14 protein-coding genes are annotated in these 19,873 nt (G+C 71.9%); 5 read left to right on the top strand and 9 right to left on the bottom strand.

Features of this window, described 5'->3' with window-relative positions; all coding sequences use genetic code 11:
• Position 1: 1 nt before the first annotated feature.
• The 3 genes from POF73_RS16805 to POF73_RS16795 form a co-directional block, all read right to left on the bottom strand.
• Positions 2 to 2,566 carry a polynucleotide kinase-phosphatase gene (locus tag POF73_RS16805; RefSeq protein WP_272115936.1) on the bottom strand — a complete coding sequence of 855 codons (2,565 nt, stop codon included), beginning with the start codon at positions 2,564 to 2,566 and terminating at the stop codon, positions 2 to 4.
• Positions 2,563 to 4,047, bottom strand: coding sequence for a 3' terminal RNA ribose 2'-O-methyltransferase Hen1 (locus POF73_RS16800; protein WP_272115934.1), 1,485 nt, complete (start codon positions 4,045 to 4,047; stop codon positions 2,563 to 2,565). The genes POF73_RS16805 and POF73_RS16800 overlap by 4 nt, the downstream gene beginning before the upstream one ends.
• Positions 4,048 to 4,287: 240 nt before the next feature.
• Complete coding sequence (locus POF73_RS16795; RefSeq protein ID WP_272115932.1) at positions 4,288 to 5,211, bottom strand: LLM class F420-dependent oxidoreductase; 924 nt, start codon at positions 5,209 to 5,211, stop codon at positions 4,288 to 4,290.
• Positions 5,212 to 5,454: 243 nt separating this feature from the next.
• On the opposite strand from POF73_RS16795, the gene POF73_RS16790 reads away from it, so the two are divergent.
• Entirely contained in the window at positions 5,455 to 5,631 is a 177-nt protein-coding gene (locus POF73_RS16790; RefSeq protein ID WP_272115930.1) for a hypothetical protein, read from the top strand.
• 167 nt (positions 5,632 to 5,798) lie between these two features.
• Here POF73_RS16790 and POF73_RS16785 read toward each other — a convergent pair whose 3' ends face one another.
• The 4 genes from POF73_RS16785 to POF73_RS16770 form a co-directional block, all read right to left on the bottom strand.
• Positions 5,799 to 6,269 (bottom strand): DUF6099 family protein, encoded by a 471-nt coding sequence (locus POF73_RS16785; RefSeq protein ID WP_272115928.1) that lies wholly within the window; start codon positions 6,267 to 6,269, stop codon positions 5,799 to 5,801.
• A gap of 220 nt (positions 6,270 to 6,489) precedes the next feature.
• The gene (locus POF73_RS16780; protein WP_272115925.1) at positions 6,490 to 6,816 is read right to left on the bottom strand and encodes a nucleotide pyrophosphohydrolase; all 327 of its coding nucleotides are present in this window, start codon (positions 6,814 to 6,816) and stop codon (positions 6,490 to 6,492) included.
• On the bottom strand, positions 6,813 to 8,051 hold the full coding sequence (locus POF73_RS16775; protein WP_272115923.1) for an AAA family ATPase: 1,239 nt from the start codon (positions 8,049 to 8,051) through the stop codon (positions 6,813 to 6,815). The genes POF73_RS16780 and POF73_RS16775 overlap by 4 nt, the downstream gene beginning before the upstream one ends.
• A gap of 87 nt (positions 8,052 to 8,138) precedes the next feature.
• Positions 8,139 to 8,528: a cell division protein SepF gene (locus tag POF73_RS16770; protein ID WP_048587163.1), complete on the bottom strand. Its 390-nt coding sequence runs from the start codon at positions 8,526 to 8,528 to the stop codon at positions 8,139 to 8,141.
• A gap of 265 nt (positions 8,529 to 8,793) precedes the next feature.
• Here POF73_RS16770 and POF73_RS16765 point away from each other — a divergent pair, with 265 nt between their 5' ends.
• The gene (locus tag POF73_RS16765) at positions 8,794 to 12,906 is read left to right on the top strand and encodes a bifunctional nitrate reductase/sulfite reductase flavoprotein subunit alpha (protein ID WP_272115920.1); all 4,113 of its coding nucleotides are present in this window, start codon (positions 8,794 to 8,796) and stop codon (positions 12,904 to 12,906) included.
• Between the two features lie 92 nt (positions 12,907 to 12,998).
• Positions 12,999 to 14,717, top strand: a complete 1,719-nt coding sequence (locus POF73_RS16760; RefSeq protein WP_443049530.1) for a hypothetical protein — start codon at positions 12,999 to 13,001, stop codon at positions 14,715 to 14,717.
• Here POF73_RS16760 and POF73_RS16755 read toward each other — a convergent pair.
• Positions 14,695 to 15,213 carry a YceI family protein gene (locus tag POF73_RS16755; protein ID WP_272115918.1) on the bottom strand — a complete coding sequence of 173 codons (519 nt, stop codon included), beginning with the start codon at positions 15,211 to 15,213 and terminating at the stop codon, positions 14,695 to 14,697. The genes POF73_RS16760 and POF73_RS16755 overlap by 23 nt on opposite strands.
• Before the next feature lie 110 nt (positions 15,214 to 15,323).
• Between POF73_RS16755 and POF73_RS16750 the strand changes: the two genes are divergently transcribed.
• Both POF73_RS16750 and POF73_RS16745 read left to right on the top strand, forming a co-directional pair.
• On the top strand, positions 15,324 to 15,806 hold the full coding sequence (locus POF73_RS16750; protein WP_272115917.1) for a MarR family winged helix-turn-helix transcriptional regulator: 483 nt from the start codon (positions 15,324 to 15,326) through the stop codon (positions 15,804 to 15,806).
• Positions 15,807 to 15,864: 58 nt separating this feature from the next.
• Positions 15,865 to 18,840 (top strand): FAD-binding and (Fe-S)-binding domain-containing protein, encoded by a 2,976-nt coding sequence (locus tag POF73_RS16745; protein WP_272115916.1) that lies wholly within the window; start codon positions 15,865 to 15,867, stop codon positions 18,838 to 18,840.
• Between the two features lie 92 nt (positions 18,841 to 18,932).
• On the opposite strand, the gene POF73_RS16740 is transcribed toward POF73_RS16745, so the two are convergent.
• Positions 18,933 to 19,703, bottom strand: a complete 771-nt coding sequence (locus POF73_RS16740) for a carbonic anhydrase (protein WP_272115915.1) — start codon at positions 19,701 to 19,703, stop codon at positions 18,933 to 18,935.
• Between the last annotated feature and the right edge of the window lie 170 nt (positions 19,704 to 19,873).

The following is a 19,873-nucleotide window of genomic DNA, read 5'->3' as shown; positions in this document are numbered from 1 at the left end:
GTCACAGCCGCGGGTCCACCGGCTCCGACTCCAGCGCCAGCACCCCGAACACCGCCTCGTGCACCCGCCACAGCGGCTCGCCCTCGGCCAGCCGGTCCAGGGCCTCCAGCCCCAGCGCGTACTCGCGGATGGCGAGGGACCGCTTGTGGTTGAGGAACCGCTTGCGCAGCCGGTCCAGGTTGTCCGGGCGCGTGTACTCCGGACCGTAGATGATCCGCAGGTACTCGCGGCCCCGGCACTTGATGCCGGGCTGCACGAGGCGGCCCTCCCCACTGCGCACCACCGCACCGAGCGGCTTGACGACCATGCCCTCGCCGCCGCGGCCCGTCATCTCCAGCCACCAGTCGACGCCGGCCTGCACCGACTCCGGGTCACCGGTGTCGACGTACAGCCGTCGGGTGGTCTGGAGCAGCCCGCTGCCGTCGTGCTCCACCAGCCGGTCGAGAAGCGCGAGCTGCTCGTCGTGCGGGAGCGCCGCGAGGCTGCGGCCCTCGGCGGCCAGGATCTGGAACGGTGCCAGGCGTACGCCGTCCAGGCCGTCCGTCGTCCAGCAGTAGCGGCGGTACGCCTCGGTGAACGCGGCCGCGTCCGACGCGCGTTCGCGCTGGCGCGCCAGCAGGTCGGACACGTCGACGCCGCGCGCGGCAGCGCCCTCCAGCGCGGCCAGCGCACCCGGGAACGCGGCCCCGGATGCGGCGCCGACCGCCGCGTACTGCGAGCGCAGCAGGCCCGCCGCCTTCAGCGACCACGGCATGAGCTCGGCGTCGAGCAGCAGCCAGTCCCCCGCGCCGGAGGCGCTGTTGGATGTGGCCGGCTCGTCCCAGAGACCGGCCTCGCCGACGGCCTCCCGGATCCGGTCCAGGATCGTCTCGGTCACCGACTCGTCGTCGAAGAAGGGACGCCCGGTACGGGTGTACAGCGACCCGGTCGGGCCGTCCACACCGAACCTCTTGCGCGCCACGTCCGCGTCCCGGCACACCAGCGCCACGGCCCGCGAACCCATGTGCTTCTCCTCGCACACGACCCGCTCGACGCCGTCCGCCGCGTACTGCGCGAAGGCCTCCGCCGGGTGCTCCAGATAGCCCTCGATGTGACTCGTGGCCGTGGGCGCCATGGTCGGCGGAAGGTACGGCAGCAGGCGCGGGTCGACGGCGAAACGGCTCATGACCTCCAGGGCCGCGGCCGCGTTCTCCTCACGGACCGACACCCGGCCCGCGTGCCGGGTCTCGACGACCCTGCGGCCCTGTACGTCGCCCAGGTCGAGCGGCCGTCCGTCGTGCCCGCCCGGTGCCTCCGTCCGCAGCGGCTTGGCCGGCTCGTACCAGACCTGCTCCGCCGGTACGTCGACCAGTTCGCGCTCCGGCCAGCGCAGCGCGGTCAGCTTGCCGCCGAAGACGGCACCGGTGTCCAGGCAGATGGTGTTGTTCAGCCATGTGGCGTCCGGCACCGGGGTGTGGCCGTACACCACGGCCGCGCGGCCCCGGTAGTCCTCGGCCCACGGGTAGCGCACCGGCAGCCCGAACTCGTCGGTCTCCCCGGTGGTGTCGCCGTACAGCGCGTGCGAACGCACCCGCCCCGACGTACGGCCGTGGTACTTCTCCGGCAGACCGGCGTGGCAGACCACCAGCCTGCCGCCGTCGAGGACGTAGTGGCTGACGAGCCCGTCGATGAACTCCCGGACCTCCGCGCGGAACTCCTCGCTCTCGGTCTCCATCTGCTCGATGGTCTCGGCGAGTCCGTGCGTGTGCTGGACCTTGCGGCCCTTGAGGTAGCGGCCGTACTTGTTCTCGTGGTTGCCCGGCACGCACAGCGCGTTGCCCGACTTCACCATCGACATCACGCGGCGCAGCACACCCGGGCTGTCCGGGCCGCGGTCGACGAGGTCGCCGACGAAGACGGCGGTACGGCCGTCCGGGTGCACTCCGTCGACGTAGCCCAGCTTGCCCAGCAGGGAGTCCAGTTCGGACGCGCAGCCGTGGATGTCGCCGACGATGTCGAAGGGGCCGGTGAGGTGGGTCAGGTCGTTGAAGCGCTTCTCGGTGACGACGGTGGCGCCCTCGACGTCCTCCACGCCCCGCAGGACGTGCACCTTGCGGAAGCCCTCTCGCTCCAGGTGCCGGATCGACCGGCGCAGTTCGCGGATGTGCCGCTGGATGACGCGGCGCGGCATGTCGGCCCGGTCGGTGCGGGCGGCATTGCGCTCGGCGCACACCTCTTCCGGGACGTCCAGCACTATCGCGATGGGCAGCACGTCGTACTGCTTGGCGAGCTGGATCAGCTGCTTGCGGGAGTCCTGCTGCACGTTGGTGGCGTCCACGACCGTGCGGCGTCCGGCGGCCAGACGCTTGCCCGCGATGTAGTGCAGGACGTCGAAGGCGTCCCGGCTCGCGCTCTGGTCGTTCTCGTCGTCGGAGACCAGGCCGCGGCAGAAGTCGGAGGAGATCACCTCGGTGGGCTTGAAGTGCCGGCGGGCGAAGGTGGACTTGCCGGAGCCGGAGGCGCCGACGAGCACGACGAGGGAGAGGTCGGTGACGGGCAGGACACGCCCCTTTGTTTCCTGAGTCATGCGGCCTTCGCCCCCTTCTCGTCGTTCACGTTCGTCACGGCTGCGTTCATTTCGAAGACGGCCATCTGGGTCGGCGGCCCCACCTCGGGGTCGTCGGGCCCCACGGGCACGAACTGCACGCCGTACCCGTGCCGTTCGGCCACCGAGTGCGCCCACGCGCGGAACTCCTCGCGCGTCCACTCGAACCGGTGGTCGCCGTGCCGGACATGCCCGGCCGGGAGGGACTCCCAGCGGACGTTGTACTCGACGTTCGGGGTCGTCACGAGGACCGTCCGCGGGCGTGCGGCGCCGAACACCGCGTACTCCAGGGCGGGCAAGCGGGGCAGGTCGAGGTGCTCGATGACCTCGCTGAGCACGGCGGCGTCGTAGCCCTTGAGGCGGTTGTCGGTGTAGGCGAGGGAGCTCTGGAAGAGCTTCACGCGCGAGGCCTGCCGCTCGCCCATCCGGTCCAGCTTCAACCGCCGTCCGGCGATGGTGAGTGCCCGCATCGACACGTCCACGCCGACGATCTCGGTGAACGCCGGGTCCTTGAGCAGGGCCTGCACCAACTGGCCCTGACCGCACCCGAGATCGAGCACGCGCGCGGCACCGGACGCCTTCAGCGCGGCCACGATCGCGTCCCGGCGCTGCACGGCGAGCGGGGTCGGCTTCTCCTCCGTCTCGCTCTCGGCCTCGACGGCGTTGTCGATGTCCTCGACCTCAATGTCGTCGGCCTCCGCGAGCCGCACCAGCTCCAGCCGCTCCATCGCCTCGCGGGTCAGCGACCAGCGGCGCGACAGATACCGGCTGGTGATCAGCTTCTGTTCCGGGTGGTCCGGCAGCCAGCCCTCACCGACCCGCAGCAACTTGTCGACCTCGTCGGGGGCGACCCAGTAGTGCTTGGCGTCGTCCAGGACGGGGAGGAGGACGTACAGGTGTCGCAGGGCCTCGGCGAGGGTCAGGGTCTCGGAGTCCAGGACGAGCCGCACGTAGCGCGAGTCGCCCCACTCCGGGAACCGTACGTCCAGCGGCACCGGCTCGACGGTCACCGCCCAGCCGAGCGGCTCGAACAGACGGCGTACCAGCTCCGGGCCGCCCCGGGCCGGCAGCGAGGGCACCTCGATACGCAGGGGCAGCGGCTCGGCCGCCCGCTCGGGCCGGGCGTTGCACACGCCGCGCATCGCGCTGGAGAACACGCTGCTGAGCGCGACCGCGAGCAGCGAGGAGGCGGCGTACGGCCGGTCGTTGACGTACTGCGCGAGCGCCGCGTCGGGCGCCCCGCCGCGGCCCTTGCCCTTCCCGCGCCGGACCAGCGCCACCGCGTCGACCTCCAGGAGCAGCGCCGCCGTGCAGCGTTCGGCGTCCGCCTCCGGGTAGAGGACGTGCGCCTTGCCGTAGGAGGTGGAGAACGCCTGCGATTTCTCGGGGTGCTTGTGCAGCAGGAAGCCGAGATCTGTGGCGGGGCGTTCGGGGGTCCCGGTGGTGGTGATGGTCAGGAACACGGTGGGTCGGCCTTCGAATAGGGTCTGAGCTGCGCCTGTGCGCAGCCTGTCCAAAGTACAGAGCCCACGTCGGAACCTCCCGGGATTTTTCGTTCGCCCCTTCTGCGGCCCCTGTCCACGGCGCGGCCCCCGGCTGGATGCTGCCGAGGGCCGCGACGGGATGGGAGCGGAAGAGAAGAAGGACCAGGAGGAGGGAAGGGAAGGGAAGGAGAGGGAAGAGGCGGGAAGGGCGGGGAAGGGCTACGACAGCTGCGACTGGACCTGGGACGAGATGAGTTCCAGGTGATCCAGGTCGCCCAGGTCGAGGACCTGGAGGTAGAGCCGCCGGGTACCGATCTCCTGGTACCGCCCGATCTTGTCGACGACCTCCTCGGGGGAGCCGGCGAGCCCGTTGACCTTCAGCTCGTCGACCTCCCGGCCGATCGCGGCGGCGCGGCGGGCGACCTCCTGGTCGTCCTTGCCGACGCACACGACGAGGGCGTTGGAGTAGACGAGTTCGTCGCCCTTGCGCCCGGCCGCCTCGGCGGCGGCCCGCACCCGCCCGAACTGCCGCTGGCTGTCCTCGATCGAGGCGAACGGCATGTTGAACTCATCGGCGTACTTGGCGGCCAGCCGCGGCGTCCGGGTGGCGCCGTGCCCGCCGATCAGCACCGGGATCCTGTCCTGGGCGGGCTTGGGCAGGGCGGGCGACTCGGTGAGGTCGTAGTAGGTGCCGTGGAAGTCGAAGGTCTGGCCGACCTCGGTGGCCCACAGCCCCGTGACGATGGCGAGCTGCTCCTCCAGCCGCCCGAACTTCTCCTTCGGGAACGGGATGCCGTACGCCTTGTGCTCCTCCTCGAACCACCCCGCTCCCAGGCCGAGTTCGACGCGGCCGCCGGACATCTGGTCGACCTGGGCGACCTGGATGGCGAGCACGCCGGGCAGGCGGAAGGTGCCGGCGGTCATCAGGGTGCCGAGGCGGATCCGCTTGGTCTCGCGGGCGAGGCCGGCGAGCGTGATCCAGGCGTCGGTGGGGCCGGGCAGACCGTCCCCGGAACCCATCTTCAGATAGTGGTCCGACCGGAAGAACGCGTCGAAGCCAAGGTCCTCGGTGGCCTTCGCCACGGAGAGGAGGGTGTCGTAGGTGGCCCCCTGCTGGGGCTCGGTGAAGATGCGAAGATCCATACCTCCATCCTGCACGCCGAGGCGAAGGTCGGCCGCACCGGTCCCTCCGCCGCCCGCGTCCACGGTCGGGTGAATTCCGTGCGTGCGATTGCCGCCGTTCGCCCGGGCCAGTGACCGGCCCCGACGGTGATCGTTGGCTCGAACGGAGCCGGACCGCCCGGCACCCGCGCCGGTCGGTGACCGCCGGAGCGTCACTCTGTCGGCCCACTTCTATCCGGGGGGCCGGAGGCCGAGGAGGCCGTCATGTCCGAGGAACTCGCACCACAGCAGGCCGGTGGTGCCGGTCAGCCGAAGGGGCTGCTGCAGCAGATGGAGGAGCTGATGGCCGCGCTGAACGCGGACCTGTCGGCACTGGACGCGGATCTGCAGTCGACCGGGGCGTCCGGGGTGGGCGAGCGGCAGGACGCGGAGACCGGCTGAGGCAGCGCGCTCTGACTGAGTGCTCGGCGCCGGGGTGGGCCGTGGGCGGGCCAAGGGCCGGTCGAGGGGCGGGCCGGGGGTGGGTGCACGGCCCGGCGTGACGGGGTGCCTCCCCCGCCGGCTCTGCGAGCAGGGGCACCCCGGCGCCCGCCCTCCACCCCGCCCCTCTACCCCGCCTCCCTCTCCGCCAGCACCTGATCCCGGTCCGCCAGTCTGCGCAGCATCTCCAGCACCCGGTCCCGGGACTCGTCCGCCGCGTCGATCGCCTCCATGCACTGCCAGTACGTCGTCTCGTCGTCCGCACCGCTGGCCACGCCGACCAGGGCGATCCCCACCTCCCCCAGCAGGCTCCCCAGGTGCATCAGTGCCTGCCGGGCGTCCCCCAACTCCGTGAGCTGGGCGGCGCGTAAGTCGCCCTCCGCGAGTTCCGGTGTGTCCAGCACACCGCAGCCGCGCCCGGCCAGCTCCGTCAGTCCCAGCGCCTCGCCCCGCAGTTCAGGTGGGCCGAACACGGCCAGCCGACTCCCTATGGCCTGAGCCAGGGCCTGCGCCTGCCACACCTCGGTCATGATGTCCGGCGCGCCCCCACTGCCCGCCAGCGCACGCCTGCTAGTCCCGATGAGCCGCACCGCGTCCATCCGCAGTCCCCATCTGTCCCGACGCGCTGCCCACGCGTCCGCCCGAACTCCCCTGTTCACTACCCAGAGTGAAGGGCTCTGAGACGAAAAGCCAGAGGAAGACGGAAATCTGCGGACAACTTTTCAGCTACGGCCAGCCGAATCTATACGGAGAGTGAAAGTGGACTGGATTCCTCCCCGCGCGGCAACCGTCGCAGCCCACCCCCGCCCCCGCCGCTCACTACGGCGCGGGAAACCGCCGCTCGTTCCGGTCGATCTTCGCGTCGAGCGCCGCCAGTGGATCGATCCCCAGCACCTCGCACAGTTGCAGCAGATACGCCAGCACGTCCGCGACCTCGTCCGTCACGCGCTCCGCGGTGTCCGCGTCATCCATGACCCGCGCCGACTCCTCCGGGGTCAACCACTGGAAGATCTCGACGAGTTCGGACGCCTCCACGCTCAGCGCCGCGACGAGGTTCTTCGGTGTGTGGTACGGCTGCCAGTTGCGCGCGGCGGCGAACTCGGCCAGCCGTCGCTGCAGCCTGGCCACATCAAGAGGTTCGGTCACGGCTCCAGGTGTACCACCGTCACCCCACCCACTTCCGCCGCCCCCGATGCCTCCGCCGTCCCTGCCGCCCCGGTCACCCCCACCAGCCCCGACGTGTCACTCACCGTCCCGACCACCCTGATGTGCCCCCGCTCGCACATCCGGGCCGCCAACCGCGCCAACTCCCCCCGCTGCCGGGGATCGAGCCCCCGGTCCAGCCCGTCCGCCAGCACGGTCAACGCCTGCATGGCCGCGGGCACCTCACCCGCCGGGTCGACCTCCAGCACCCCGGGGCCGGTCAACAGCACCAGCGACAGGGCGAGATAGCGCAGTTCGCCGTCGCCCAGCCGGCGGAGCTCGGTGCGGATGCCGTCGCCCCGGTCGAGCACCGCCCGCACGCTCCCGCCGCCGAGCACCTCCGCGGCCACGTCCGCGACGGCCCCGGCACACCCCGCCCGCACCGCGGCCACGAACTGCGTATGGCGCCGCCCGCACTCGGCGCGGGTCCGCCACAGCACGTCGGCGAGGTTGTCGCAGCCGCCGAGCAGCCGCCCGGATCCGACCGGTACCGGGCGGCGCATCCGCTCGGGACGGGGGTCGCAGGCGAAGACCGACCGCAGCGCCACCACCATCTGTTCGGCGGCGGCGATCACCCGGCGCTGCCCGTCCGTCTTGCCGGCCACCCGCAGTGGCAGCAGCGCGGTGGCGAGCCGGTCGTCGGGCAGGGGCGCCCGTGTCACCGGCGACTGACCGGCCGTATGCCAGGCGGCCTGTACGAAGGGCCGGCTCGGATCCCGCAGAGCCGTCTCCAGCAGGACGAGCCCGCCGGCGCTCAACCGCTCCCCCACGATCCGCAGTCCGGGCTCGGCCTGCACGGCGACATCGAGCCGGACCGGCCCCTCGGGGCCGTCGGCCGTGCAGCCGATACGGAAGCCGCGCCGCCGCTGGGCGTCGGGCCGGGCCCGCTCCGGAACACAGGCCCCGGGGTCGGGGAAGACCTCACCGACCCCGGCGCCGCCGCCAAGCCGGGCCAGCGCCTCGTAGGCCCGTAACGCGGTCGTCTTCCCGGACCCGCTCGGCCCGGCGAGGAGGGTGCACGCACCCAGCGGAAAAGCGGCCCGCCGATGCCCGGCGAACGCGGAGAGTCTGAGCTCGGTGACGTGCGGCCGGCCGGGAGGTGTGTCCTCTTCGGCCGGGCCCGCCTGAGACGGCAGGGAAACGACACCGGACACACCAGACACAGATGACACGGCCATTCCCGGACGGTAGGACCCCTGCCGTCAGGCGAACCGTTCCGGCCCGACGCGTTTCCTACGATCGAGCGACCGCCCGGCCAGGCACCCTCAGGTGCCCGGCACCCCCGCCCCCTCCATCAGCCCGCTCACCTCGGTGCCCGGCGGCGTGAGCAGGAACACGTTCCGGTCCACCCGGTGCATCCCGCTCGCCAGTCCGAAGACGACGCCGGTGCTGAAGTCCAGCACCCGCTTGGCGACCTCGGTCTCCGCCCCGGTCAGATCCAGCAGTACCGGGATTCCCGCCATCAGCGTCTCGGCGACGTCACGGGCGTCCGCGAACACATTGACCCGCAGGACGACGAACCGGCGCCGAGGCTCCGTCACCGCCTCCGGAGGCACCCGGTGGTCCACCGCGGACGGCCAGGCGTCCCGGCCGCGCAGCGGCACGACCTGGGCGAGCCCTTCCCACTGTTCATCGGTGACGTCGTGGCTGTTCACCGGCTCCCCCCGCCTTGACTCGCCTTCAATGCCTGCACCAGCCAATTCTTACGCCAAGTCACCCGTTCGGCCCAACAGCGACACGGACCGCGACCGTACCGCACCGCCCCACACCCCCCACATCTCGCCACCGCACCCCCCTCACATCGCTCTCCGGGCAGCTGTGTGGCCGACGTAACTCCTCATGATCAAGGGATGTGACATCGACGTAACGGGCAATTCGTACGCTCCAGGCACGACCCCGTCCGCCGGAGAAGGGCAGCACGTGACCTCGACCACCTCCACGACTCAGGTCCGGACGGTCTGCACGTACTGCGGGGTCGGCTGCGGGGTTCTGCTGGACGTCGGAATGGGGCCCGACGGGCGGCGTACGGTCCTGAAGGCGTCCGGCGACAAGACGCACCCGGCGAACGCGGGCCGGCTGTGCACGAAGGGCGCGACGACGGCCGAGATGCTGGCCGCGCCGGGGCGGTTGACCACCGCGCTGGTCAGGGACCGCGGCGAGGAGCCGGCCCCCTCCCCCATGGCCGACGCCATCGCCGAGACGGCCCGCCGCCTGCGCACGATCGTCGACGAGCACGGGCCGGACGCGGTCGCCTTCTATGTGTCCGGGCAGATGAGCCTGGAGGCCCAGTACCTGTCCAACAAGCTGGCCAAGGGGTTCGTGCGGACGAACCAGATCGAGTCGAATTCGCGACTGTGCATGGCCAGCGCGGGCATGGGCTACAAGCTCTCGCTGGGCGCCGACGGGCCGCCCGGGTCGTACGAGGACTTCGACAAGGCCGATGTCTTCCTGGTCATCGGCTCGAACATGGCCGACTGTCACCCCATCCTCTTCCTGCGCATGATGGAGCGGGTCAAGGCGGGCGCGAAACTCATCGTGGTCGACCCGCGACGTACCGCCACCGCGGCCAAGGCCGACCTGTTTCTGCAGCTCAAGCCGGGTACCGACCTCGCCCTCCTGAACGGCCTGCTGCATCTGCTCGTCGAGAACGGTGACACCGACGCCGACTTCGTCGCCGACCACACCGAGGGCTGGGAGGCGATGCCCGCCTTCCTCGCCGACTACGCGCCGGCCGGCGTCGCCGAGATCACCGGGCTCGCCGAGGACGACCTGCGCACCGCCGCCCGGCTGATCGGCGAGGCCGGTGAGTGGATGAGCTGCTGGACGATGGGGCTCAACCAGTCCACGCACGGCACCTGGAACACGAACGCCCTGGTCAACCTGCATCTGGCCACGGGTGCCATTTGCCGTCCGGGCTCCGGTCCCTTCTCCCTCACCGGGCAGCCGAATGCCATGGGCGGCCGGGAGATGGGCTACATGGGCCCGGGGCTGCCGGGCCAGCGGTCCGTCGCCGTCGACGCCGAGCGGGCCTTCGTCGAGGAGCTGTGGGAGCTGCCGCCGGGCACCCTGCGCGCCGACGGGGTCGGCAAGGGCACCGTCGAGATGTTCCGGAAGATGGCCGACGGCGAGATCAAGGCCTGCTGGATCATCTGCACCAACCCCGTCGCCTCGGTCGCCAACCGCCGTACCGTCATCGAGGGACTGGAGGCCGCCGAGTTCGTCGTCACCCAGGACGTCTTCGGCGAGACCGAGACCAACGCGTACGCCGATGTCGTGCTGCCCGGCGCCATGTGGACCGAGGGCGAGGGCGTCTTCGTCAACAGCGAGCGCAACCTCACGCTGACCCGGCCCGTGGCCGACCCGCCGGGCGAGGCGATGGCGGACTGGCGGATCATCGCGGCCGTCGCATGTGCAATGGGGTACGAGAAGGGGTTCTCGTACGACAGTGCCGAGGACGTCTTCGAGGAGATACGGCGGGCCTGGAACCCGGCGACCGGCTGGGATCTGCGCGGCGTGACGTACGAGCGGCTGCGGGCCACGCCCGTGCAGTGGCCGGCCGCGGAGGTGGACGGACCGGAGCGCAATCCGATCCGGTACGTCGACGAGGGCGGGGAGCTGCGGTTCCCGACCGCGAGCGGGCGGGGCGTCTTCCATGCCCGTCCGCACATGGCGCCCGCCGAGATGCCGGACGACGACTATCCCTTCGTGCTCAACACCGGTCGGGTGCAGCACCAGTGGCACACGCTGACCAAGACGGGGCGGGTCGCCAAGCTGAACAAGCTCAACCCCGGGCCGTTCGTGGAGGTGCATCCGCAGGACGCGCGGGCGCTCGGGATCGCCGAGGGGGACCGGGTCGAGGTCGCCTCGCGGCGGGGGCGGGCCGTGCTGCCGGCCGTGGTGACCGAGCGGGTATTGCCGGGGTGCGCGTTCGCGCCGTTCCACTGGAACGACCTGTTCGGGGAGTATCTGAGCGTCAACGCGGTGACCAGCGATGCCGTGGACCCGGTCTCTTTCCAGCCGGAGTTCAAGGTGTGCGCCGTGTCGCTGGCGAAGGTCAACGAGCCGGCGCAGCCGCCGGCCCTGGCCCCGGCTCCGGTGGAGCCCGCTCAGGTGATCGTCCCGGCCTCCGTCACCCCGGCCTCCGTCAACCCCGCCTCCGTCACCCCGGGTGCCGACCCTTTCGGGCTCGCCCCCACCCCGCCGCCCGTCCTGACCGCACAGGAACGCCTCTATCTGACCGGCTTCCTGTCCGGCATCGAGACCGGCGCGCCCGGCATCCCTGTCCTGCCGCCGGACGCGCCCTTCAGCCCCGAGCACGCGATGTGGGTCAACGGCGTGCTCGCCGGGATGTACTCACGGTCGGCGAGTGCGCCCGCCGTACCGGACAGTCCGGGCCGTGAGGTCGTCGTGCTGTGGGCCTCGCAGACGGGCAACGCCGAGGAGTTCGCCACCGCCACCGTCGAGCGGCTGGGCGCGGCCGGGCACCGGACCACCCTGGTCGGCATGGACGAGGCCGATGTCCCGGCCCTCGCCGGCGCGGCCGACCTGCTCTTCATCACCAGCACGTTCGGCGACGGCGACGCACCCGACAACGGATCGGGCCTGTGGGACACGCTGGCCGACGCGGGCGCTCCGCGACTGGACGGGGTGCGGTACGCGGTGCTCGCCTTCGGCGACTCGTCGTACGACGACTTCTGCGGGCACGGGCGGCGGCTCGACGCACGGCTGGACGAACTGGGCGGGGTACGCCTGGCCCCCCGTACGGACTGCGAACCGGACTACGAGCCGTCCGCCGACGCATGGCTCGACCAGGTCCTCGGCGCACTGGGCGACACGGCCGCACCGGCCACCGAGAACAAGCCGTCCGGGAACAAGCCGGTCGGGAAGGAACCTGCCGGGAAGCCGAAGGCCGGTCCCAGGCCCGCTCCCACCACCGCCCTGCTCGTCGGCAACCGGCTGCTCAGCCGCCCCGGTGCGGGCAAGGAGGTGCGGCGCTTCACCTTCGACACGAGCGGGACCCCGCTGACGTACGAGACGGGCGACGCGCTCGGGGTGCGGCCGGTCAACTCGCCCGCGCTGGTGGAGGAGTGGCTCGCGGTGACCGGCGTCGACGGGGCGACGGCGGTGGAGGTGGACGGCGTGGGCGCGGTCCCGTTCGCGGAGGCCCTGCACCGGCATCTCGACATCACGCGGATCACCTCGGACCTGCTGCGCTTCGTCGCCGAACGCGTCCGTGACGACCGGGAGTTGCGCCGGCTGCTGCGGCCGGACAACAAGGACGGGCTGGCGCAGTGGAGCTGGGGGCGGCAGGCCGTGGACGTCGTCGCCGAGCACCCGGTGCGGGCGGGCGCCGAGGAGTGGGCCGGGGTGCTGAAGAAGCTCCAGCCGCGGCTGTACTCCATATCGTCCAGCCCGCTGGACGACCCGCACAGCGTCTCGCTGACGGTCTCCGTGGTGCGGTACGAGAACCTGCAAGGCCAGCCGCGCGGCGGGGTCTGCTCGCCGTTCCTCGCCGACGCCGGGCCCGGTACCGAGGTGCCGGTGTTCGTGCAGCGCTCCCCGCACTTCAGGCCGCCCGCCGACGCCGCCACGCCGATGGTGATGGTCGGTCCGGGTACCGGTGTCGCGCCCTTCGTCGGCTTCCTCCGGGAGCGGCGCGCGCTCGGGCACCGGGCGCCCAACTGGCTGTTCTTCGGGGAGCAGCACCGGGCCAGTGACTTCTACTACGAGGACGAGCTGACCGCGCTGCTCGACGAGGGCACCCTCGCCCGGCTCGACACCGCCTTCTCCCGCGACCAGCGCAACAAGGTGTACGTCCAGGACCGGATGCGCGAGCACGGCCCGGAGCTGTGGCGCTGGCTGCAGGAGGGCGCCCACTTCTACGTGTGCGGGGACGCCTCGCGCATGGCCAAGGACGTGGACCGGGCGCTCCGGGACATCGCGGTCACGCACGGCGGGCTGGACGAGGCCGAGGCGTCGGCGTACGTGAAGCAGCTGGCGGCGGCGAAGCGGTATGTGCGGGACGTCTACTGACCGACCCCGAGGGCCGGTTCTCACCTGCCTCACACCGGACTCTTCACCTCCGGCGGCACCTCGCTCACCAGGCCTGATTACGGTCCGGTGGCGTGCAGTCGGCAGAACAGCAGTCGGTGACACCGGTCCGGCGGACAAGCTCGCCGGCGCCCGCCGTCCCGGAACCCCCCGCCCAGTGGCACCGCGTGCTGACCCTCCTCGCGGACATCAGCCTCTTCGTCGGCACCCGCGCGATCTGGACGCAGGCGGCGAGCCACCGTCTCGTCGTGGCCGCCGTCATCTCGCTGTGCTACGCCTCGATCCTGGGCTGCGGCGTGCTGGCGCTGGTGGTGCGGCGGGCACGGTCGCTGGCACGGCTGGATCTGTGCGTCCTGGTGACCGCCGTGACGCTGGCGCTGTGCGCGTGGGCGATGAACCACACCGGCAGCGACGAGGCGGTCCTCACCACCCAGGCCGCCCATGAACTGGTCGCCGGGCGCCCCGTCTACGGGCAGCCCTGGCCCTGGCTCTTCGGCCACGGAGTCGCCCTCACCCCGACGGTCTCGGGCGGCTACGACTTCACCTACGGCTATCCGCCCCTGACCCCGCTGCTCACGGCTCCGCTGCTGTGGCTGGGGCACGGGGCGCTGCCCGCGACAGCCGTGAGCACGGCGGCCCTCGTCGCTGGCACGGTCGCACTGTGGCGAATGCTGCCCACGCCCTGGCGCTCGGCGGCGACCATGGCCTGCCTCGGCTTCGGCTTCCTTCCGTCGTACGGCCGCCTCGGCTATCCGGCGATCGTGGCGCTGGCCCTGCTGGTGCCGGTGGTGGTGCGGTGGCCGCGGATCGGGCGGGGCGGACGGCTGGGCGCGGCCGGGCTGGCGCGGGCGGCGTGTCTGGGGGCGGCGTGTGCGGCGCAGCAACTGCCGTGGTTCGTGGCGCCGTTCCTGCTGGCCGGGATCTACGCCGTACGGCGCGGGGAGCTGGGCGCGCGGGCGGCGGCGCTGGTGGTGGGGCGGATCGCCGGGGCCGCCGGGCTCGTATGGCTGCTGCTCAACACGTATTTCGTCGTGAGCGAGCCCGGCACCTGGATCCGGGGCATAGCGCTGCCGCTGACGCAGGGCGCGGTGATCCACGGGCAGGGCGTGGTCGGGATCTCGCTGTACTTCACGGACGGCAGCGACCGGCTCGACTGGTACTCCCACGCGAGCCTGCTGCTGGCGGCGGGCCTGCTCGCGCTGTTCGTGGTGTTCGTCCGGCGGCTGGGGCCGGCGGCCACCGTCCTGCCGTGGTGCGCGTTCTTCCTGGCGACGCGTTCCCAGGACGGCTACTACCTGATGATGACGCCGCTGTGGCTGGCGGCGGCGGTCACCGCACCGGCGTCGGAGTTCGCCACCTCCTGGCAGCCGCGCCCGCGACCGCTGTACCGGCGCCCGGCACGGCTCGCTGCGGCCGCGCTGCTGCTCACCCCGGCCCTGGCGGGCGCGGCCTGGGCGGCGACGGGGACGCCTCCGCTGGGCATGCGGGTGACGTCGGCGCGGTGGGCGACGCCGACTGCCGTGTCCGGGCTGGAGGTCGAGGTCACCAACACCGACGCCGCCGCCCTCACGCCTCACTTCACGCTGACCACGGGCCAGGGCATGAACCAGTACTGGACGGTCGTACGGGGCCCGGCCGCGCTGCCCGCCCACACGACGGCACGCTATGAACTCCGGCCGCCCGCGGGCTGGTTCCGGCTTCCCCGTCCGGGCGTACGGATCCGGCTGCGGGCCTTCACGGCCGTACCGCAGACTCTGTCGAGCGCCGACGTCAGGCTGCCGCGGTCCGGGTGAAGCGGAGGGTGCCGGCGACCGTGGTGAGGCCGCGCATCATGCCGAGCTGGTTCCAGCCCATGGCGAACTGCTCGCGGTCCACGGTGAACTCGGTGTCCAGGGTGAGCGACCGGTCGTCGGCGCCGACGAGGCGGGCGGTGACGGACTGGGGCCGGCTGATGCCCCGGACGGTGAGCTGACCGACGACCTGCACCTCGTCGCCGTCGCGCAGCTCGGCGCTGCGGACCGAGAAGGTGATCTCGGGGTGGTTGGCGGCGTCGAAGAAGTCGGCGGAGCGCAGGTGCTCGTCGCGCTTGGCGTTACGGGTGTCCAGGGAGCCGGCGTCCAGGGTGATCGTGCCGACGGCGGAGCCGTCGGGCCGCACCTCGCCGTTGCCGTTGACCGCGGTGAAGGTGCCCTTCACGGTGACCAGGCCCCAGAACGTCCTGTGCCGGACGGCGACGGTGGAGGCGGCGGTGTCGAGCTGCCAGGTTCCGGTTTCGACGGCGACGGTCATGATCGTTCACTCCTGAGCTTCGGGGGGATCGCTGGGGATCTGTAATCCAAATTTGGACGACTCCACGCTAATCGATACTCCAAATTTGAACAACAGCTACACTGGAATTCATGGCCGACCGCTCCGACTGCCCCTCCGTCTCCGGCGACGGACTCCTGCCCGTAGAGCTGCACGCCTGGATGCTGATGCTGGCCGCGACCGGAGCCGTCGAGCAGGAGCTGCGCACCGTCGTCAAGGAGCGGCTGGACGTCTCGCACGACGAGTTCCTGGTCCTGTGCCTGCTCGCCGCGGACCCCGGCGAGGCGTTGCGGATGACGCGGATCGCCGAGTTGCTCGGCCGCCCCAAGACCCGCCTCACCTACCAGATCGCCTGCCTCCAGCACGCCGGCCTGGTCACCCGCAAGTCGGTCTGCGGGGACAAGCGGGGCGTCGAGGTCGCCCTCACCGAGAAGGCCCGTGGCCTGCTCAAGGAGGCTTCCGGGGTCCTCGCCGAGACGGTCAAGGAGGCCCTCGCCCGGTTCATGGGGCCGACCCAGCGCCAGGCGATGTGCGCGCTGATTCCCGACGTCGTGGCGGAGGCGGCACCGGAGTAGTCCCCGGCGCGGTCGCGGGTACCCGGGCGGGGCCCGCACCGACATCGAGGAGGCGTTCATGGGCACCTCGGACCTGCCCGCCCCCGTCGTACGCCGCGACACAGCACCTCCGTCCGACCCGGCGGCCCTGGAGGCGGCCCTGCGCGAGCGCGTCGACGGCGAGGTCCGTTTCGACGCCGGGAGCCGGGCCGCGTACTCCACCGACGCCTCGAACTTCCGCCGGACGCCGATCGGCGTGGTCGTACCGCACACCCCCGAGGCCGCCGTGGAGGCGGTGGCCGTCGCCCGGGAGTACGACGTGCCCGTGCTGTCGCGGGGCGGCGGGACCAGCCTGGCCGGGCAGTGCGCCAACACGGCCGTCGTGATCGACTGGTCGAAGTACTGCACGGGCCTGGAGTCGGTCGACACACAGGCCCGCACCTGTGTCGTGCAGCCGGGGATCGTGCTGGACGAGCTCAACCGCCGACTCGCCCCGACCGGGCTGCGCTTCGGGCCGGAGCCCGCCACCCACGCCAACTGCACGATCGGCGGCATGATCGGCAACAACTCCTGCGGCGCCACCGCCCAGGCGACCGGCAAGGTCGTCGACAACGTCGCCCGCCTGGAGGTGCTGCTCTACGACGGCACCCGCTTCTGGTGCGGGGAGACGAGCGACGAGGAGTACGCCGAGATCGAGCGGCACGGTGATCTGCGCGCCACCCTGTACCGGCAGTTGCGCGCCCTGCGCGACACCTGCGCCGACGACATCCGGCGCCGCTTCCCCGAGATTCCCCGCCGGGTCTCCGGCTACAACCTGGACTCACTGCTCCCCGAACACGGCTTCGACGTCGCCGGGCTGCTGGTCGGCAGCGAGTCGACGCTGGTCACCGTGCTCCGGGCGGAGCTGAAGCTGGTCCCCGTGGTGCGGGAACGCTCGCTGGTGGTGCTGGGGTTCCCGGACATCGCGCTCGCCGCGGACGCCGTACCGGAGATCCTGCCGTACGAGCCGATCGCGCTGGAGGGCGTCGATCACCACCTCGTCCACGACGAACGGCTCAAGCACCTCAACCCGCAGGCGATCGCCCAACTGCCGGAAGGGAAGGCCTTCTTGATGGTGCAGTTCGGCGGCGGGACCGTCGAGGAGGCCGACGAGCTCGCCCACCGGATGCTGGACGGGCTGCACGAGTCCGAGCACGACCCCGAGGTCGCCTTCCTGGACGACCCCGCCCACGAGGAGCAGCTCTGGCAGGTCCGCGAGGCCGGTCTCGGCGCCACCGCGCACATCCCCGGGCACCCGGACACCTGGGAGGGTTGGGAGGACTCGGCGGTGGCCCCGGAGCGGCTGGGCGACTATCTGCGGCGGCTGCACGATCTGTTCGAGGAGTTCGGGTATCTGAGCGACGCCGGGCCCAGTCTCTACGGCCACTTCGGGCAGGGGTGCGTGCACACGCGGATCCCGTTCGACCTGTACAGCGCTCAGGGGGTGGCCGACTACCGGCGGTTCATGGAGCGGGCGGCCGATCTCGTGGTCGAGTTCGGCGGGTCCCTCTCCGGTGAGCACGGGGACGGGCAGAGCCGGGGCGAGCTGCTGCCGCGGATGTTCGGGGAGGAGCTGGTGGCGGCGTTCGGGCGGCTCAAGGCCGTCTTCGACCCGGGTGACCGGATGAACCCCGGGAAGGTCGTGGCGCCGTACGGGCTCGACGAGGACCTCCGCCTCGGCGGCGACTGGGCGCCGTACGACCCGCGGGACCTGCACTTCCGCTTCCCGCACGACGGCGGGTCGTTCGCCGAGGCCGCCAACCGGTGCGTGGGCGTGGGCAAATGCCGTCGTCCGAACACCGAGGGCGGAGCGGTGATGTGCCCGTCGTACCAGGTCACGCTGGAGGAGGAGCACTCCACGCGGGGCCGGGCCCGGCTGCTGTTCGAGATGCTCGACGGGCACGGGGACAGCGCGATCCGCGACGGCTGGCGTTCGCGGGCGGTGAAGGACGCCCTCGATCTGTGCCTGGCCTGCAAGGGGTGCAAGAGCGACTGCCCGGCCGATGTCGACATGGCGACGTACAAGGCGGAGTTCCTGTCGCACCACTACGCGGGGCGGCCCTGGCGCAGGCCGCGCTCGGACCTGTCGATGGGGTGGCTGCCGGTCGTCGCCCAGGCCGTGGTGCGGGGCGGGCTCGGGCGGGTGGTCAACGCGTTCACCCACACACCGCCGTTGTCTCGGCTGGCGGTCGCGGTGGCCGGGGTCGCGGACCGGGAGGTGCCGTGGTTCGCCCGGCAGTCGCTGCAGAGCTGGTTCGCCCGCCGTGACGGCTCCGTCGCCGGGGCGCGGGGGACGGTGCTGCTGTGGCCGGACACGTTCACCAACCTCTTCCACCCGCACGTGGGGCAGGCGGCGGTGGAACTGCTGGAGCACGCGGGCTGGCGCGTGGCGATGCCGAGCGAGCCGCTGTGCTGTGGCCTGACCTGGATCTCCACCGGGCAACTCGGCATCGCCGAACGCGTCCTGGCCCGGACCGTCCGCCATCTGGGCGGTCATCTGCGGGAGGGTGGGCTGGTGGTCGGTCTGGAACCGAGCTGTACCGCCGTGTTCCGGTCGGACGCGGGGGAGCTGTTCCCCGGCGACCGGGATGTGCGCAGGCTGACGGAACAGACGGTGACCCTGGCCGAGTTGCTCACCGAGCACAGCCCGGGGTACGAGCCCCCACGGGTGCCCGACCGCGGCGCCCGCGCGGTGGCGCAGGTGCACTGCCATCAGCACGCCGTACTGGGCTGGGAGGCCGACGCGAAGCTGCTGCGCAGCGCCGGGGTCGACGCCGAGCGGCTCGACTCCGGCTGCTGCGGGCTGGCCGGCAACTTCGGCTTCGAGCAGGGCCATTCGGAGGTCAGCCGGGCCTGCGCGGAACGCGTCCTGCTGCCTCGGCTGCGGGAGGAGGACACCGGAACGGTCGTGCTCGCCGACGGCTTCAGCTGCCGTACGCAGATCCATGAGCTCGACAGCGGCGGGCACGAGGCAGTCCACCTGGCGCAACTGCTGGCGTCGGCGCTGCCCGAGTGAGAGAGAGGTGGGGCGAGCGGGAGTCCGGTTGCGGGTGCCCGGACCACGAGCGATGACCGGCCGCCCCCAACAACGGCCGGTCATCCCCCTCGTCAGGCGGAAGGCGCTCCGGAGAGGACTTCCACCTTGCCGGTGTCGAGCGAGTAGTAGGCGCTGACAACGGCGAGGTCGCCCTTCCGCACCAGCGGAGCGAGATTGGCGCTCCGGCGCAGGTCGGCGGCGGTCTGCTGGGCGTGGCCGCGGATCATGGCGTCGACGGGATCGGCGTGCTTCTCCTTGGATATCGCCTCGTACGCGGGGCGCAGCGTCTCCACGATCGACTGCAGGTTGCCCGGCAGCGGCTTGCGCTCCTTCAGCGCCTTGTACGCCGCCTTGACCGCGCCGCAGCGCTGGTGCCCGAGGACGAGGATCAGCGGGGACCCCGACGTCACGGGCCCGTACTCGACGGAACCGGTGACCACCGGTGCGACCACCTGTCCGCCGGTGCGTATCACGAACAGGTCGCCCAGGCCGGTGTCGAAGACCATCTCCGGCGGCACCCGGGAGTCGATGCACGACACTATGACGCTGTACGGGTCCTGCTCCTCGGCGACGGACTGGCGCCGGCCGATGCCCTGGTTGGGGCGCTGGAGCGAGCCGTTCACCCAACGCTCGTTGCCCTCAAGCAGCCGCGCGTACGCCGCCCGGGGCGTGGTGGGGGGTGCGCTCGCGGCCGGTGACGGGGCCGCCGGCGCGCCCACGGCCGTGGCCTTCCCCGCCGAGTCGCCGCCGGTCTTGGACGAACAGCCGGTGATCACGGCTGCGGAGGCCACGAGCCCTCCGGTGAGGATGGCTCGGCGCTGCGGTCGCGAGACACTGCCCATGGCGCTCTTCCCTTCTGATGTTTTCCCTGGTGGAGCGGGTGATCTCACTGTTGCGAAGCAGCGGTTAGCGTCCGTACAGGGCTGATCAAGGGCACGAGAAGGGCCCGTCCAAAACACGGAGAGTGGCGCGGTGACCGCACAGTTCGCGAAGGGCGGCCGAACGTTGCCGG

The sequence above is a fragment of the Streptomyces sp. HD genome (assembly GCF_028369295.1).
Classification (GTDB): Bacteria; Actinomycetota; Actinomycetes; order Streptomycetales; family Streptomycetaceae; genus Streptomyces.
The sequence above is the reverse complement of the archived record's forward strand: the minus strand, read 5'-3'. Positions and strand labels throughout refer to the sequence as shown.

Coding starts and splice junctions, on each gene's coding strand:
- POF73_RS16805 (WP_272115936.1), bottom strand. CDS start 2,566: ATGACTCAGGAAACAAAGGGGCGTGTCCTGCCCGTCACCGACCTCTCC.
- POF73_RS16795 (WP_272115932.1), bottom strand. CDS start 5,211: ATGGATCTTCGCATCTTCACCGAGCCCCAGCAGGGGGCCACCTACGAC.
- POF73_RS16790 (WP_272115930.1), top strand. CDS start 5,455: ATGTCCGAGGAACTCGCACCACAGCAGGCCGGTGGTGCCGGTCAGCCG.
- POF73_RS16785 (WP_272115928.1), bottom strand. CDS start 6,269: ATGGACGCGGTGCGGCTCATCGGGACTAGCAGGCGTGCGCTGGCGGGC.
- POF73_RS16775 (WP_272115923.1), bottom strand. CDS start 8,051: ATGGCCGTGTCATCTGTGTCTGGTGTGTCCGGTGTCGTTTCCCTGCCG.
- POF73_RS16755 (WP_272115918.1), bottom strand. CDS start 15,213: ATGACCGTCGCCGTCGAAACCGGAACCTGGCAGCTCGACACCGCCGCC.
- POF73_RS16750 (WP_272115917.1), top strand. CDS start 15,324: ATGGCCGACCGCTCCGACTGCCCCTCCGTCTCCGGCGACGGACTCCTG.
- POF73_RS16745 (WP_272115916.1), top strand. CDS start 15,865: ATGGGCACCTCGGACCTGCCCGCCCCCGTCGTACGCCGCGACACAGCA.
- POF73_RS16740 (WP_272115915.1), bottom strand. CDS start 19,703: ATGGGCAGTGTCTCGCGACCGCAGCGCCGAGCCATCCTCACCGGAGGG.